This is a genomic window from Amphritea sp., from assembly GCF_048266285.1.
Lineage (GTDB): Bacteria > Pseudomonadota > Gammaproteobacteria > Pseudomonadales > Balneatricaceae > Amphritea.
The window spans coordinates 1-16,013 of record NZ_JBLWZV010000001.1 but is presented as its reverse complement, the minus strand read 5'-3'; the positions used below and the strand labels follow the sequence as shown (position 1 = coordinate 16,013).

Here is a 16,013-nt window from a genome sequence, read left to right as displayed (position 1 = left end):
GTTACCTCCAGTGTGCGATATCAAACCACGCAAATCAATCGATACCGAGGTCAAACACACCGTTTTGAGCGGTCTGCTCGCAGCGATTTACGCCACTGGAGCGGAATATGTCTTTACCCCTTTCGGTTATACCCTGTGATCACGATATCCATATCATGTTTGCGCAAATCCGCTACCCAGAAGCACAACAACAATCATTGTCATTTCAAACAGCTCCATTGGCGGTGTATGTAGGCACACAGACGATCAGGATCGCACTGCGACATGAGCCGCAACGGCTTAGCGACCTTGAGGTCGAGCTTCAGGCCTGTCGTGACCGCTCAGTCTCGCGGCAGAAACCGTTAGGCTAACGCTAAGAGACCTCACTTCCAGCCACTGACATCCATCGGTGACAGGCCCTAAGTGATCGGCTTTCGGCCTGAAGACATAGCGAAATAAAACCGCGCTTCATTTCACTATCCTCATTGATAATGCGACAATTTGCCACATTCAGATCCACGCCCGAATCGGTGACAATTCAGCTAAAGGAAATACCTATCAATGGCGCAACCTAAAGCCAATAAAAGCAGTGCTAACTATCTTTACCTCATTCTACTCGGAGGCTTTATTTTGGCCGTCTGGTTAGGATCTTCGATATTCAGTTTGCCAACCAACGAAGCGGTAGGGGTTGAGAGTCGCTGCGATATTAATCACCAGGCCTGTACGGTCAACATCGGCGAAGCCCGTTTGACACTGGATATCCAGCCTCGGCCCATTCGTTCGATGACACCTTTCGACTATCAGGTAACCATCGAAGGGGCTGATGTCAGCGAGGTAATGGTGAATCTACAGGGTAGTGAGATGTTCATGGGTATCAACCAAACAGCATTGACCGCTGTTGAGGGCAAGCCTGGCGTTTTCCATGGTGTTGGACAGCTCGCTGTCTGCACCACCGGAGAGATGTTATGGCACTTAACCGTCTCAGCAGACACGGCTGCGGGACCACTATCAACATGGTTTGAATTTAGAGCAAAATAATGGCAAACAACCTAACGACACTGCGTAATCTGTTACTGCTAACACTGGCTCTGCTGGCAGGTATTGTCACCGCCTATCTACTAGCGCCACAGCCAAACAACGCCAATAGCGGCTCGATGTTAAAAAAGCTCGGGGGCGACTTTACCCTCCAGGGAGTCGATGGTGATGTTTCACTGCATGACTTTCAGGGAAAAGTCGTGATGCTCTATATCGGCTATACCCATTGCCCTGACGTGTGTCCCACCTCACTCGCTGTTATCTCACAAGCCTTAAAAAATCTTAGCAGTGAGCAACAAAAGCAGGTTCAACCGATCTTTATCAGCGTAGACCCTGAACGCGATACTCCGGCACGTTTAGCCGAATATAGCCACTTTTTCCACCCCTCTATCATCGGCGTTACCGGTAGTCGTGAGAGCATTGACAATATTGTCGCTCAGTATGGCGCCTTCTACCGTATCGTTGAGATGAAAGATTCAGCGATGGGCTATGCCGTCGATCACTCATCGCGCATCTATATGATTAACAAACAGGGAGAGCTGGCAAAAGCACTCCTACACGGTACAACACCTGATCAAGTCGTCAGCGAAATAAAAAACCTGCTATGACCCCTCACAAAGGCGTTGATGATAATTTTATTTACCTTAAACCTTGACCGATAAATACGGTTCCACATAAACCGTGATGACAATAGGACTGTTATGAAAAAGCTAATTACGCTGGTTGCCGCACTGACACTGTCTGCTTCGGCTTTCGCTGAAGTGGTTGTAGATCACCCCTATGCTCGTGCTGTGCCACCAGGACAGCCCAATAGCGCCGCTTTCATGAGCTTAAAAAACAACAGTAATGAAGAGGTATCACTGGTGTCCGCATCAACCTCTATCGCCCAAGTCGCCGAACTGCATACCCACACCCATGCTGACGGGGTCATGAAGATGCGTCAGATTCCTCAAATCACTCTGCAAGCCAATAGCGAAGTAGAGCTAAAACCCGGCGGCTTACATATCATGTTGATCGGGCTTAAGCGTAATCTGGCTAAGGATGAAATGATCGACCTGACCCTCAATTTCAGTGATGGCAGCACTGAAAAGTTCGATATTCAAGTCATGGATGTGATGGCAGGAATGGGCAATATGAAGATGCATCATGATATGAAAAAGAGCATGTCAGCTGAATAACTAGACTAATTAAAAGCCAAACATAACCGGCGATTCGTCGGTTTATTTACCTTGTAATGAAAATCGCTTGGGGCATAGAGGTTCAGTGCCGTAATACTGCTGCAAAGCAGCAAGCAACTTCGCTGCACGCGAGGGAAGCCCGCTAACAAGATAATTTATAACCTGCTGCTGAACGGCGCTTTTAAAGGTGTCGCTTGCGCCCATATTGGCCCCAAGGTTATCCGCGCTGAAGTGAAATTTATGCCCTGCGGCTTCTGACAACAGCCATTCCAATGCTTGCGGCTTAACCTCGACTTTTTCAAATTCAGCCTGCTCTGCAGCCGTTCGGCCATCCGGTTTATACCAATAGCCAAAATCAACCAATAAGCGGCGCTGCTCTCCAGCGACACACCAATGGCTAATCTCGTGTAATGCACTGGCAAAAAAACCATGGGCAAAAATGATGCGATGATGAGGGTTTTGATCATCGGCAGGCAGATAGATAGGTTCATCATCGCCCCGCTCTAACACGGTATTCAAGCTGTCACTAAAAAGCCCGTTGAATAGATGAATCAAACTATCAGGTGTGCGTGGGTTCATATAAGGTCGGTCGCGTTTATGGCTGATACTTAACCCAGGTAGTTTGATTCAGCCACCAACTTTCACCAGTATTGTGATCGATACGGGCTGCTACATAGCCTTTTACATCACCGTTAGCACGTAACAACTGAACATCGTAGGACGAAATCGCAGGAGCGTCTGCCTCTTCCAAAGGCTGCCAGCTATTCGCTGCGGAAATCCAACTCTCACCAGAAAAACGATTATAACGGATCATCACCCACTGACCTTTAGCGGTATAGCAACTAGCCAATTTAAAGGGGTCACCTCCGCCAAGTTCCGGTGCTAGTTGTTGCAGCTCAATCAGTTGCTGGTCTAAGCGCGCCATCATCTCTTGCATTTCATTATTAGGAGGCGCGGCAGCGGGAGTTGCACCGGAGGATCGCTTCACCTCTTGCGCTAGTACTTGAAATTGAGTCAACAACAATTGCACCCGCTCAGCAACCGCACTATTTTGCACTTTAAGTTCAAGAAACTGTTCCTGCAACAGGGTAATACGGCTATTAAGTTGATCAAACTGCGCCCCCTGGTCCACCGCAACAGCTGCTGGGGCAACCGGTGACTCAGCCATTGACGCATTGTCTGGCTGCACATTAGCAGCGTTACAACCCGCCAGTGTAAACAGGCTAAGAAAGGTTAATGCAGCGACTCGATTCACAATGTTCTCCTATGTTTGGCTGCGCTTATTCTAACGGATGGCAAGACTGAGTAGTACCGCTTATAACGCAGGTCGCAAAATAGATCCAATTATTTAATAACAGCCGTTTGGCTACCCGTTTTACCGGTATTTTCAACCCAGTTAATGATCAACTCATCATCGCTCACTGCCCCGATAAAGCTAAACCCAATAAAAGGGTTTGCGGCGATATTGATTCCGAGATTGGCCTCGAAAACTGTTTTTTCACCATGCAGTACTGTTATCTCCTGAAGAAACGCTGCTGAAGTCAACTCACCAGTCGCCTCATCTGAACTCAAGCCATCTTGCATTGGGTGATTTATCGCCAATTTAACCTGAGTCGCTTCCCCTTTCATCTTAGCCCTAACGGCCATAATATCCGTCATATTAGCTTCTGTAGGCAAAGGGGCCAGCTTAGCTATCGATTTAACCTCAACCTCCTGAGATGCACTAAGCAGTTGACCATCCGCTTTAACCACGGCGGTAACCACCGTAGTTTTTGCCATACGAATACGAGTGAGCACCTCTGCCTGAGTCCCCTCCGGGAGCATAAACTCAGCAACCAAAGGGTTGGGGCTGCCCTCAAGAAATAAACTAATAGACTCAACATTTGCCAACGACACGGTAACGGATACCGGTACCACTGAGCCGTCAACAGCAACACGGGGCACTTGCAGATGGATATCATCACTAACCACAGGCTCTGCCGCAAACATCATCTGTATCGCGTTTTCCTGAGTCGCTGCCGAAAATGCGGCTGCATTCCATCCCGCCATAACCTGTCGAGGCAGTAACCCGCCAACACTAACCAATGCCCCACAACTGATCATCGCTTTCATCACTGCTCGACGATTCATCATTTTATATCCTTAATTCTCTAGCATCGCGGCCTTAACCATCAAATACGACTCGCCTTTGCAATAGACGAATATTACCCTACTCGCAGGCCCTGTCTATCGCTTCATCAGCGGAGCAGCAAAAAGCCGCAGCCAAGGCTGCGGCTTTAAGGGCTTGATGCTATTTTAACGATGCTGCCAAAGTGGTTTTCGCTTCTGAATAAAGGCATCAATACCTTCGCCTGCATCATGGGTGAGCATATTTTCAGTCATCACCCGACTGCACTCCGCATAAGCCTCATTAAGCGGTTTATCAATCTGACGGACATAGGCTTGTTTACCAATCGAAATCGCTTTACGCGAGCTAGCAGCAATTTTGCCCGCTACCTCTAAGGCTTTTTGTGCGACCAAATCATCGTCTACGACCCAGTTGACCAAACCAATCTCTGCCGCTTTCTCGGCACTGATCATATCGCCAAGCAACAACATCTCCATCGCATGTTTTTTACTCACAGACCTACTCAGGGCAACCATTGGCGTGGAACAAAAAAGACCAATATTCACGCCGGGGGTGGCGAAACATGATGATGCGGCAGCAACCGCCAGATCACAGCTCGCCACTAACTGACACCCTGCTGCCGTTGCAACACCATGTACCTGCGCAATCACGGGCATCGGTAAGTTAACAACTCGCTGCATAAGCTCTGAACAGGTATCAAAAGTGCATTGATAGTAATCCTCTGCACCTTCACCCAGCATCTGCTTTAGATCATGGCCAGAACAAAAACCTCGACCACTGCCGCTTAACACAACCACCCGAACACTGTGATCATCAGCAATGGCATCAAACGCAGCGATCAGCGCTTGCATCAGCTCCATTGATAGGGAGTTGTAAGCACCGGGACGGCTTAATGTTAGCTTACAAATGCCATCATTATCCTCACGCATCAATAGTGCATCGCTCATAGAAACCTCAATTGTTATTTTTAATTATTGAAAAACTAAAGCAAAACAATCCAAAAATAAAGGTTTACCCTTATTTAGTAGACTAAATTGATGGCATTAAGCAGAAAGGTGTTTAACTAAAAAACGATCTAATTGATTGGCAAACTGTTGTCGATCCTGCTGATTCAGCTTGGCAGGACCACCGGTATCAATACCAGAACCGCGCAACTGATCCATAAAATCACGCATATTCAGTCGTTGCCGAATATTTTCAGGGGTATAAAACTCTCCTCTAGGATTGAGCGCATGAGCCCCCTTTTCAAGCACCTCAGATGCCAGCGGAATATCCGCAGTAATCACTAAATCCTCAACAGCGCTCTTCTGCACGATATAGTTATCCGCCACATCAAAGCCAGCAGGCACCTGCACCGCACTAATAAAAGCGGATGGCGGTATCTGCAAAAACTGATTAGCAACCAGTACCGTATTTACTTTGGTGCGCTGCGCAGCCCGAAAAAGAATCTCTTTAACCACGTTAGGACAGGCATCAGCATCAACCCAGATATTCATAACGTAGACTCCAGCTAATCAGAGTGAAAGGATATCTATCATTTCAGGAAGTGGCCCCGAATTCGAACGAGCCGACCCGCTAGGCTCGACAACACCTTGGGAATAACCCCGTTGCAATCCTTTAAAGTCAAATAGCTCAGTATCGGCCAAATGAGAGGGTACGACGTTGCGTAACGAGCGGAACATAATTTCAATACGGCCAGGATGATGCTTATCCCAATCCTGCAGCATCTCTTTAACAACCTGACGCTGTAATCCATCCTGCGACCCACACAGGTTACAAGGGATTATCGGAAACGCCCGCAACTCCGCATAGGCAGCAATATCTTTTTCCCGCGCATAGGCTAGCGGTCGGATCACCATGTTTTTGCCATCGTCACTCACGAGCTTAGGAGGCATCGATTTAAGCTTGCCACCATAAAACATATTCAAGAAAAAGGTTTCAAGGATATCATCACGGTGATGCCCTAGTGCAATCTTATTGGCACCGATCTCTTCAGCAAAACCATACAAGGTACCACGTCGTAAACGAGAGCAGAGCGAACAGGTCGTTTTGCCCTCCGGCACCAACTCTTTCACAACCGAATAAGTGTCTCTTTCAATAATGTGAAACCGCACATCAATTTTAGCTAAGTACTCAGGCAAGACATGCTCAGGAAAGCCTGGCTGCTTTTGGTCTAAATTGACGGCAATGATATCAAAACGGATTGGCGCACTCTTCTGTAAATTCATCAGAATATCCAACATAGCAAATGAATCTTTGCCACCGGATAAGCACACCATTATTTTGTCGCCATCTTCGATCATATTAAAGTCTTCGATCGCGCGGCCAGTTTCTCGACGCAGACGTTTCTGCAATTTATTCAGTCGAGTTTTCTGTTGTTTTGCCAGTTCTTCGCTCATATACACATTCAGGCTGTTAAAAAAGGCGGGGATTATAGCGGATTGTAATAGAAGAATCAGCCTGCAAATCAGTGGCACCCCGGGCAGGCTACCACTAAGTCACAGAGATTAAAGATGTTTAGTCACGCTGGGCGGAAACTTCAGCCTGATCAGCTACGGTCAGTACCGACTCCCGATCAAGATTAAGAACTGTTAACAGCTCACCCATCGCATTAAGTACCCGGAATTGAGTCAAGACACGATCTTTATCTGCTTTAAGCAGTTCACGACGCGCTTCAAAGAGCTCATTTTCGGCATCAAGCAAATCGACCAATGTACGACGACCCAAACTAAACTGCTGCTGATAAGCGTCTAACGTTTTCTCAGATTCGATCACATGCGCTTCAAGAAACTCCATCTGACGTTCCAGCAACTGATAGGCATTCCATGACAGACTCATACCCTCAGCGACTTCACGTTGTGCACGATCACGAATAGCACTCGCTTCCATCAATTGATAGTAAGCCGCTTTCTTACGATAAGCGTCGCCATTACCATTGAATAGGTTATAACGCATCCGAATCATGGCCGTAAGGTCATTATTATAACCCTCGGTACCATCTAGATTATTATTCCATGTTCCGCCAAGCTCTAAACGCACATCAGGATGGAAATCAGAATCACGGGTTTTCAACTGCGCAACTGCGGCATCCACATCTAACTGAGCCGACAATAACGTTGGGTGAATCCGACCAGCTCGCTCTAAAGCCTGCTCATAAGCAACCGGCATATGCTCATCCACCGCTTCAGGCTTAACCAAACCAACGGCTTCCTGACCAACAATTTTGTAATAGCGGGCTTTCGCATCAAGCACATTATTATCAGTTGCCAGATAATTAGTATGGGCACGACTCAGTCGACCTTTAACCTGAGAAAGATCTGACGCTGACCCCAGACCATGCTCTGAACGCTTACGAATACCATTCAGAATTTCGATATGAGCTTCGAGGTTAGCCGCCGCCAATACGGACTCTTCTTGCGCATGAATCACCGACATGTATGCATCGGCCACTTCAAGGGTGGTATTTTCTGCCACATTCCAAAGTTGGTAGCGATGCGCTTCAGCTTCAGCAGTCGTCCGATCATTATCATTTCGAGTGCGTCGGCCATCGTACAATAACTGACTCACGGTCAGCGATGCTTCACCACGTTCGAGATCAACATAGTTAGAACTGCCAGTCGCTGCACGCGTTGTTGGGCTATTGGTCCACTCTCCACCCCAACCAAATGCCACATCCACTTTTGGCTTATAACCCGCTTTGGATGCGCCAACCTGCTCGACACGACTCAGATACTGATTTTTGACAATTGCCACATCAGGTGAGTTTCCAATGGCAAAAGACGTTGCTTCCACCAATGTTTGTGACGAGACGGTACCCGACCACATCATTAGTGCCAGTGCGCCAGCACTCAATTTATTTTTATGACCCATTGAACCGTTCCCCCCGGATAAAGTCCATTTAAACGTTATCGTTCTCTTAATGCTTGCTGCTGTGCCTTAAATATAGGCTTAAGCAGATAATCAAGTACACTTTTCTTACCTGTCATGATATCAACTGTCGCCGTCATGCCAGGTATAATGGGTAGAGATGTAACCCCCCGCCCAAGATCTGTATTCTCTGTACGTACACGAATCAAGTAATAAAGATTACCCTTTTCATCTTCAATCGTATCCGCACTAATATGCTCTAGTGTACCCTTCAATCCACCATAGATGGAGAAATCATACGCTGTAAGCCGAACTACCGCATTTAACCCAGGTCGCAGAAAAGCAATATCCTTAGGTGAAATCTTCGCTTCGATGAGCAAATGATCTTCTGTCGGTACAATCTCAATCAAATCCATACCCGGCTGTATAACACCGCCGATCGTATTAACAGAGATGGTTTTAATCGTCCCATGTACTGGTGATACAACGGTGGTTCGATCAACCCGATCACGTAAGTTAACCTGCGCTTCAGTTTTTTGTTTCAACTGAGCCAGACTTTCGTTCAACTTTTGCTGACTTTCACTTCGGGCATTTAACGCGATTTCCCGACGTTTCGCAACCGATTCCTCGATACTTAGCCGGACTTTCGGCAACAGCAGCTTCGCCCCTTCAAGATCCTGCTTATAGCGATTGAGCTCCCGTTGTAACTTAATTAGCTCAATTTCTGGAATCACGCCATCATCTGCTAACGGTTTAGTCATATCCAGTTCACGCAGGCCAAGTTTATAAGAACGGTAAAGATGGCTAATTTTAGACTCCAGCTCTTTTGCTTCCTGATCACCCTGCTCAATCTGACGGCCAATAATATCTAGCTGATTATTTAGGTTTCTCAGATATTCACTCAACTGGGATTGCTCTCGGTCGAGTAAATCGGGGTTCTTTGCCTGCCAGTCAGCATCGAGTGCAATAGGCTGCGGGTCAATCTTTACCTGCTCCTTCCAGCCACTCTTAGGCTCTACATCATTGATAATAATGCTTTCGAGTTCAGCCCGATGCCGAGCAATCGAAACCTCAAGATAGGCTTTCTCCTGTGCCTGGCCTCTAAAGTCGGATAAAAACCGTGTTTCATCTAACCGGAGTAAAGGCTCTCCAGCTTCAACCTTATCGCCCTCTTTAACATATAACTCTTTGAGTATGCCGCCTTCCAGATATTGCACAACCTGTATCTGTTGCGATGGAATTACACTGCCTTCGCCTCGGGTAATTTCATCTAACTCAGCAAAATAAGCCCAAGTAATCGCCACAAAGACAAAACAAACAACACCCCATAGCAAAATCTGGGAACTTCGTGGCGTATCAAGCAATACACTGGCTGCCGCATTATCAATAAAATCATGCAAGCCATCATCGACCGCATGTTTATCCTGTTTCGATTGAGTCATCAACCCAAGAGCGCGTTTTACCTTTGATGGTTCTTTTTCGACAGCCGCCGGTACGTTATCGGTTTTGAAATCACCCATCAGGATTTCGCCCCTTGTTTGGCCTTTTGTTGATTGACCCCTTCACGCAACCAATTGACCACTTCAGCTTTAGGTCCGTCTGCAATCAAACGACCATTTTCAAGCACGATAATACGATCGACAACATCTAACAAACTTGATTTATGGGTACTCAGAATCACCGTTTTACTTCGATCCAATGCTTTAAGTTGATTCATCAGCCTAACTTCTGATTTACGATCAAGATGACTGCTCGGTTCATCCAGAAGCATAATAGGCGGATCCATAACAATTGCCCTTGCCGCAGCGACGGATTGACGTTGGCCACCTGACAACTGCCGACCACCTTCCCCCACTTGACGCTCCAAACCCTCTGGGTCTTGATCAGTGAAAGCCGTTACGCCGCCCCACTGCGCAGCGCGTAACAGGTTCTCATCACTGGTAAAAGGGGCTCCCATCACAATATTGTCCCTAATACTGCCAAAGAACAGATGGTTTTCCTGCATAATCGCACCAATATTACGCCGCAGATCTGCCGGGTGTAACTGGCCAATATTGACACCATCAATACGTACATCACCCTTAGTGCATTGATATAATCCGAGAATCAACTTCTCTAATGAACTTTTACCAGCACCAATGCCGCCAATTAAAGCGACACGCTCTCCCGGTTGAATCGTAAAACTAACTTCATGCAGGGCGTAATTTTGCTGCCCTGGGTAGGAAAAACAAACTTTATCAAACTCTATTTTTCCTTTTAGCGTAGGGCGACTCACATAACTTTTACCCTCTTCCTCTTCGACAGGCATCTCCATCACCTGATTAATTAGGCTCATGGAAGCCTTGGCTTGATTATAGCGCGTCGCCAATAAAGACAGTTGTGCCAACGGCTGAACAGCACGTCCTCCGAGCATCACAGCAGCAATAATCCCCCCCATACTCAAATCACCCGCAGCAACTAAGTAGACCCCCATAACAACCGTTCCCACGGTCATCATCTGTTGCAGAAAGCCGGATAAAGTAGATGCACCATTAGCCAATTTACGAGTTTGAATATCGTGCTGTCCCATTTTACTAACAGCCTGTTCCCAAACAACTTGATACTGACTTTGGGCACCATTGATTTTAACAGCCTCTATGCCGGTTAAACCTTCAACCAGCGTGGCCTGTTTCTGCGATGCAATTTTTGACGTTAACTCTATCTGCTTCGCTAATGGTTTTTGAATATATAGGCTATAGCCGATTAAGATGATCATCACCACCAGTGGCACAAGCACCAAAGGTCCACCGACGGCCCATATCACCAAGAGGAACAACAGCGCAAACGGTAGATCAATTAGTGCCCCTAGAGTTGCCGAGGTAATGAATTCACGAATCATTTCAAACGATTGCAAATTGTTTGCAAAGGCACCGACGGATAAAGGTCGTGCTTCCAAACGGATGCCCATCACTCTGGCAAATATTTTGGCTGACAACTGTAGATCGAGTTTTTTACCTGCGACATCAATAAAATAGGATCGCAGATGTTTCAAAATGAGATCAAAAACAAACACGATAGCCACACCAATAGCTAAAACCCAGAGTGAGTCAAACGCAAGGTTCGGTACAATCCTGTCGTACACATTCATGACAAATAAAGGTGAAGCAATGGCAAATAAGTTAATCAACAACGAAGCGATCATGACATCACGATAGATCGGTGCAGCACTGCGAAATGTCGCCCAAAACCAGTGTCCTTCCTGTGTATCTAATACATCTGGACTACGCTGATCAAAACGATATTTTTTACGTATATAAAAAAGGTGGCCGGAATAGATTTCTTGCAGCGCTTCAAGTGACAGTTCAACCTCACCATCACCGCTCTCTGATTGTAAAATCCGCGCCGTGCCCGCATCTTGATCGATAGACATTAAGATGCAGCTGTTATGATTCTGTAATAACAATACACAGGGCAGCAGTAACTCATGTATCTCTGACAACGATTGGTCTGCTAACCGAGCTGACAACCCCGCACGTTCCGCTGCACGGGGAAATAACTCCAAAGTTAATCGGTTATCAACGAGCGGTAGCCCACTACTCAGAGAGTCTTCTGATGCAGGCGTCCCGTAGTATTTACTCAAGAGAACCAATGCATCCAGCAAAGGATCAACAAACTGCTCTCGGCTAGTGCCAAATACCCAATCTGACTGTGATTCTTCCACTATTTTTTATTGCCTCTTTGGAAAACTAACGACCTCACATGCCCATTGGTTTGCAATTAGCAGATGAAGACATTCCCACCAAACAAAATACCAAACAGTTGTTCGATATTGATTGATAAACAAAAAAATGGGCAGCTCCCAAGAGCCACCCATTAACGGTCAAACGATCAGTTTAGATTGATCAATCAATTGCGTCAGAAGATCATTATTAGTCGCCGATGAATCCAAACTCAAATCACTTCTCAGGCTATCAAGACTCACATTATCGAGAACAATTTCCTGCACAACATCGCCAGCGGCGCTGTCTTTGACATTCAACACAGTGTCACCACTGTTTTCTGTCAAGCTCAGGTAGGATTCAATCACACCACCCGAAGTTGCTAGGCCCAAAGAGTCAAGCAGATCAGACAGGTCAAGCTTATCCTCAGCAACGCTAAAGTCTTGAATATGATCACTTGCAGGAGTTGTTGCACTGCCCTGATCACCACTGTTCCACTTGAATGTATCAGCACCAACACCGCCCATCAGCAGATCATCGCCCTCACCACCGATCAGAATATCATTGCCACCTAGGCCATCAATAATGTCATTGCCATCAGTGCCAAGTAAACGATCATCACCTGAAGTTGCCGTGGTTTGATACTTTTCTATCAACAGCGTAAGCGGCTGATCTAACGACTTATCACCATCATTATCCATAACACTAATAATGAAGTTTTCCGTCACATCAGCGTCATTATGGACAGTAGAGACATAGGTAAAGTTTCCGGTGGTAAAGTCCAGATCCATCTCACCTTCGGTCAAACTTATCGTTTTGATTGGGTTAGCAGCATCATAGCTATAAGTCACACCATCATAGGTGAGCTCTAAAATATGACCGCCATCAGCACCAAACACCACACCAGAACTACCATCACTCGCAAACAGGGTTCCTTGAACCGAGTCGACTGTAGCCAATAACTCATCGGCCAGCGAGGTACCCGCAACGGTCGCATCAATCGCATCTCGCTCAACCCCATCTCGACCGTTAAAAGCAATCGGCTCAAGCTGAGTAACTGCGGCTCCACCAAAACCAACGGCATAAGAATCTATGTCATTATCAGTGACAAAATTTTCCCAGTCAGCTTCTTCAGCAGCATCGATCCCGCCACCCGTATTAGGCTCACCATCCGACAAGAAGTAAGAGACATTATTAGCACCAGCGATATAACCACTTGTTTCAGCAAACGCGGTTTGTGCCGCCGCGAGTCCAGCATCATAATTGGTATTACCATTCATATTGGAATCGGTTAAGCCATTAACGTATGCCTTAGCATCCGCCACACTCACCCAACCTCCATCTGCATAAGTGCTTGCACTAGAACTAAAGCTAACAATCTGCACTGCGGTATCGCCAGCATTATCATAAGCATCGAGCATGGTGAGTACTGCAGCCTTCATATTGGTGAGGTTACTACCTCTCATACTTCCAGAGAAATCTAAAACTAAGAGAACATTAGTTTTCACCGATTCAGGTACATTCACGGAAATATCAATCGTATTATTACTCACGGCTGGCACATCATCATGAATAGTGATATCCAATGTTGAAGTAAATGCTGCTCCACCAAGATCTGTTGTTTCATAGATAAAGCTATCAACAACGGTATCCGTCAGTGTTGCCGACATCTCAGGTCCAGTGATCGTAAAGTTATCGATATAGGCGTCTTCATCACCCCGACTACTACTTGCCAACAGTTCAAAGTCAGCCTGGCCCTGATCATCCAGCGTGATATCAAAGGAGTAAGACTGAGAGCCTCCTGAATGGGAGTCATTCACGACTTCAGTACCATTAACTGTCACAACAAAATTATCATTGCCACCATCCCAATCACTCGTCGCTTCAAAATCGAAAGAAACTGTGACTGTTTGATTGGCATAGGCATTACCAAAATCAAACAGCTTAGTGGCTGTATCATTATTACCATCAATGAGTAGTCTATCGCCGCTTTCAACCGCGTTACTACCACCCCAACCATCGACAGAATTAGTGAATGTATCACTAGCCAAAGTAACAGTGGCGCCGGTTGCTGTGTATTGAACATGATCAATCGCATTATTGAGGGTATAAGTGTAATCCCCGGTAGCGCTATCAACCACGAGCGTATTACCTTCAGCCGTGGTAACGGTCACCAAATTGCCATTAACCACTGTGGTACCGCCAGCAATTGTCACATTACTGAGAGAGATGCCTGTCGGAATGGTATCGTCTGAGAGAATATTCCCGGTAGCAGTTTCACCCGTACCGATACTGTTCGTACCACTCGCCATATCGGCTTCGAACACGTCATCGGCATTGGCATTCAGCGTAGGCACAGGCCGAGCTTCTCGGCTGACATCGAGGGTTACCGTACCAGAGCTAACATCGCCGTCAGCATCTTGAATGGTAAAACCAATCACTTCGTCATAATCAGTCACAAAACCTGCGTCGGTGACATATTCATATACGCCCGTGGACATATTGAGAGTCAGAACACCTTCTTGCGCCGTGTTAATCGTAATGGCGTTACCATTTACCACAGTACCATTAGCGGTATTAGTAATCCTGTTTGTATCAGCATCGTAACTATAGGTGACCGAGTCAATACTTACCGTACGTATATGCCCGTTACCATCAGCACCAAACCCACCGCTAGACAGTGAGCCAAATAGATTACCCTGCGTTGAAACAGGCACTGTCGCTAATAGCTCATCAACCAATGAGGTACCCGCAAGAGTTGAGTCGATGGCATCACGTTCGACACCACTAGCACCATTGAAAGCAATCGGCTCAAGGGCTGTGATCGATGGCGCACCAAAACCAACCGCAAAGGAATCGATCTGATTAGCCGTGACAAAAGTTTCCCATTCAGTTTCTTCCGTCGCATCGATACCGGTCGTACCATCACCCGTCGTTGGCTGACCATCAGATAAGAAATATGAAATATTTTTGCCACCGCTAATATAACCATTGGTTTCTACGAATGCCGTTTGAGCTGCAGCTAATGCGGCATCATAGTTTGTACTACCGTTCATATCAGCATCGGTTAAGGCATTAACATAAGCTTTCGCATCCGCCACGCTAATCCAACCGCCGTCACCTGGCACGCTAGCACTGCTGCTGAAATTAACGATCTGAACCGCGGTATAACCGGTATTATCATAAGAATCCAGCATACTGATAACAGCAGCTTTCATTTCGATAAGATTATTGCCATCCATACTGCCGGAGAAATCCAATATCAGCATGACATTAGATAAAGCCAACGGTACTTCAAGGGAATTACTCAAATCTCCATTAACCGGGCTATCATCCTCAACGCTGACAGTTAGGATACTATCGTCACTGTTAACGCCATCTGAAATAGAGACGCCAAACTGAAGATCCATAATATCTTCAGTACTGTTGACGGGATGATCAAGTGGTGCCAGTAAGTTCACGCTGTAATCAACACTATGTCCTGTTGTATCAGTCGTCACACTGCTCAGCGAAATAGTCATAACATCTACACCGGTCGATGTGCTACCCGTCAAGGTGCTACTAGCCGCATCCCAATCCCAGTTATCGACATCGGCACCACCACTCTTAAGCGCGGTTAATGGTCCTGTCAGTGAGATATCAAACACCGTACTATCAGTGTCACTAAAGCGTAACGTACCACTGTCAAATGTCGCATCTGTTGTATCTACTGGGTCGCCAGTATTATCGGCTAAGCCACCCGATAACCCTTCCTCCGATACAGAAACCGCAGCGGGTAACGTTATTACAGGGGTTTCATCATTATCTTCAATGGTGGCCACCGCGCTAGCGCTGTAACCCTGCCCGTTACTGGTCAACGTGCCGTTCAGATTGAAGGTCTCATCCACTTCGTCGAACAGGTCATCAATGGTATCGGTCCGTACCTGCAGGCTGCTATCGCCTTCGCTCAGGCTGATCGGGCCGTTCACATCGGTCCAGGTGGTGCCGCCGTCGGTGCTGTACTGGAAGTTACCCGCCGCTGGATCGCTGAAGTAATCCGCATCCATCGCCGTGCCGTCCGTCAGACTCAGGGTCAGGGTCGATCCGGCCGCCGCGCCGGTCACGTCAACGCCGAACACCGCATCATCA

14 protein-coding genes are annotated in these 16,013 nt (G+C 46.8%); 4 read left to right on the top strand and 10 right to left on the bottom strand.

Annotated elements, in window-relative coordinates; genetic code table 11:
- Positions 1 to 107: 107 nt before the first annotated feature.
- The 4 genes from ACN0T0_RS00070 (at position 108) to ACN0T0_RS00055 (ending at position 2,192) form a co-directional block, all read left to right on the top strand.
- A complete protein-coding gene (locus ACN0T0_RS00070; RefSeq protein WP_417221844.1) occupies positions 108 to 350 on the top strand; it encodes a hypothetical protein in 243 nt (80 codons plus the stop codon).
- Between the two features lie 190 nt (positions 351 to 540).
- On the top strand, positions 541 to 1,017 hold the full coding sequence (locus ACN0T0_RS00065) for a hypothetical protein (RefSeq protein WP_417221842.1): 477 nt from the start codon (positions 541 to 543) through the stop codon (positions 1,015 to 1,017).
- Complete coding sequence (locus ACN0T0_RS00060; RefSeq protein ID WP_417221841.1) at positions 1,017 to 1,622, top strand: SCO family protein; 606 nt, start codon at positions 1,017 to 1,019, stop codon at positions 1,620 to 1,622. Before ACN0T0_RS00065 ends, ACN0T0_RS00060 begins: the two co-directional genes overlap by 1 nt.
- A 93-nt stretch (positions 1,623 to 1,715) precedes the next feature.
- Complete coding sequence (locus ACN0T0_RS00055) at positions 1,716 to 2,192, top strand: copper chaperone PCu(A)C (protein ID WP_417221839.1); 477 nt, start codon at positions 1,716 to 1,718, stop codon at positions 2,190 to 2,192.
- Positions 2,193 to 2,234: 42 nt separating this feature from the next.
- On the opposite strand, the gene ACN0T0_RS00050 is transcribed toward ACN0T0_RS00055, so the two are convergent.
- The 10 genes from ACN0T0_RS00050 to ACN0T0_RS00005 all read right to left on the bottom strand — a co-directional run.
- Positions 2,235 to 2,771, bottom strand: a complete 537-nt coding sequence (locus ACN0T0_RS00050) for an elongation factor P hydroxylase (RefSeq protein ID WP_417221837.1) — start codon at positions 2,769 to 2,771, stop codon at positions 2,235 to 2,237.
- Between the two features lie 16 nt (positions 2,772 to 2,787).
- The gene (locus tag ACN0T0_RS00045) at positions 2,788 to 3,447 is read right to left on the bottom strand and encodes a hypothetical protein (protein ID WP_417221836.1); all 660 of its coding nucleotides are present in this window, start codon (positions 3,445 to 3,447) and stop codon (positions 2,788 to 2,790) included.
- An 89-nt stretch (positions 3,448 to 3,536) separates the two neighbouring features.
- Entirely contained in the window at positions 3,537 to 4,322 is a 786-nt protein-coding gene (gene soxZ, locus ACN0T0_RS00040) for a thiosulfate oxidation carrier complex protein SoxZ (protein WP_417221834.1), read from the bottom strand.
- Positions 4,323 to 4,487: 165 nt separating this feature from the next.
- Entirely contained in the window at positions 4,488 to 5,267 is a 780-nt protein-coding gene (locus ACN0T0_RS00035; protein ID WP_417221832.1) for an enoyl-CoA hydratase, read from the bottom strand.
- 96 nt (positions 5,268 to 5,363) lie between these two features.
- Positions 5,364 to 5,816, bottom strand: a complete 453-nt coding sequence (locus tag ACN0T0_RS00030; RefSeq protein ID WP_417221830.1) for a YaiI/YqxD family protein — start codon at positions 5,814 to 5,816, stop codon at positions 5,364 to 5,366.
- An 18-nt stretch (positions 5,817 to 5,834) separates the two neighbouring features.
- Entirely contained in the window at positions 5,835 to 6,719 is an 885-nt protein-coding gene (gene ttcA / locus ACN0T0_RS00025) for a tRNA 2-thiocytidine(32) synthetase TtcA (RefSeq protein WP_417221829.1), read from the bottom strand.
- Positions 6,720 to 6,837: 118 nt separating this feature from the next.
- On the bottom strand, positions 6,838 to 8,190 hold the full coding sequence (locus ACN0T0_RS00020; RefSeq protein WP_417221828.1) for a TolC family outer membrane protein: 1,353 nt from the start codon (positions 8,188 to 8,190) through the stop codon (positions 6,838 to 6,840).
- Between the two features lie 35 nt (positions 8,191 to 8,225).
- On the bottom strand, positions 8,226 to 9,707 hold the full coding sequence (locus ACN0T0_RS00015) for an HlyD family type I secretion periplasmic adaptor subunit (RefSeq protein WP_417221826.1): 1,482 nt from the start codon (positions 9,705 to 9,707) through the stop codon (positions 8,226 to 8,228).
- Positions 9,707 to 11,887, bottom strand: a complete 2,181-nt coding sequence (locus ACN0T0_RS00010; RefSeq protein ID WP_417221824.1) for a type I secretion system permease/ATPase — start codon at positions 11,885 to 11,887, stop codon at positions 9,707 to 9,709. The genes ACN0T0_RS00015 and ACN0T0_RS00010 overlap by 1 nt, the downstream gene beginning before the upstream one ends.
- Before the next feature lie 159 nt (positions 11,888 to 12,046).
- Positions 12,047 to 16,013: VWA domain-containing protein (locus ACN0T0_RS00005; RefSeq protein ID WP_417221822.1), on the bottom strand; the 3,967-nt coding region annotated here is incomplete at its 5' end.

Excerpts from the sequence above, each read along its gene's own strand:
- ACN0T0_RS00070 (WP_417221844.1), top strand. The coding sequence starts at position 108 with ATGTCTTTACCCCTTTCGGTTATACCCTGTGATCACGATATCCATATC.
- ACN0T0_RS00065 (WP_417221842.1), top strand. The coding sequence starts at position 541 with ATGGCGCAACCTAAAGCCAATAAAAGCAGTGCTAACTATCTTTACCTC.
- ACN0T0_RS00060 (WP_417221841.1), top strand. The coding sequence starts at position 1,017 with ATGGCAAACAACCTAACGACACTGCGTAATCTGTTACTGCTAACACTG.
- ACN0T0_RS00055 (WP_417221839.1), top strand. The coding sequence starts at position 1,716 with ATGAAAAAGCTAATTACGCTGGTTGCCGCACTGACACTGTCTGCTTCG.
- ACN0T0_RS00050 (WP_417221837.1), bottom strand. The coding sequence starts at position 2,771 with ATGAACCCACGCACACCTGATAGTTTGATTCATCTATTCAACGGGCTT.
- soxZ (WP_417221834.1), bottom strand. The coding sequence starts at position 4,322 with ATGAATCGTCGAGCAGTGATGAAAGCGATGATCAGTTGTGGGGCATTG.
- ACN0T0_RS00035 (WP_417221832.1), bottom strand. The coding sequence starts at position 5,267 with ATGAGCGATGCACTATTGATGCGTGAGGATAATGATGGCATTTGTAAG.
- ACN0T0_RS00030 (WP_417221830.1), bottom strand. The coding sequence starts at position 5,816 with ATGAATATCTGGGTTGATGCTGATGCCTGTCCTAACGTGGTTAAAGAG.
- ttcA (WP_417221829.1), bottom strand. The coding sequence starts at position 6,719 with ATGAGCGAAGAACTGGCAAAACAACAGAAAACTCGACTGAATAAATTG.
- ACN0T0_RS00020 (WP_417221828.1), bottom strand. The coding sequence starts at position 8,190 with ATGGGTCATAAAAATAAATTGAGTGCTGGCGCACTGGCACTAATGATG.
- ACN0T0_RS00015 (WP_417221826.1), bottom strand. The coding sequence starts at position 9,707 with ATGGGTGATTTCAAAACCGATAACGTACCGGCGGCTGTCGAAAAAGAA.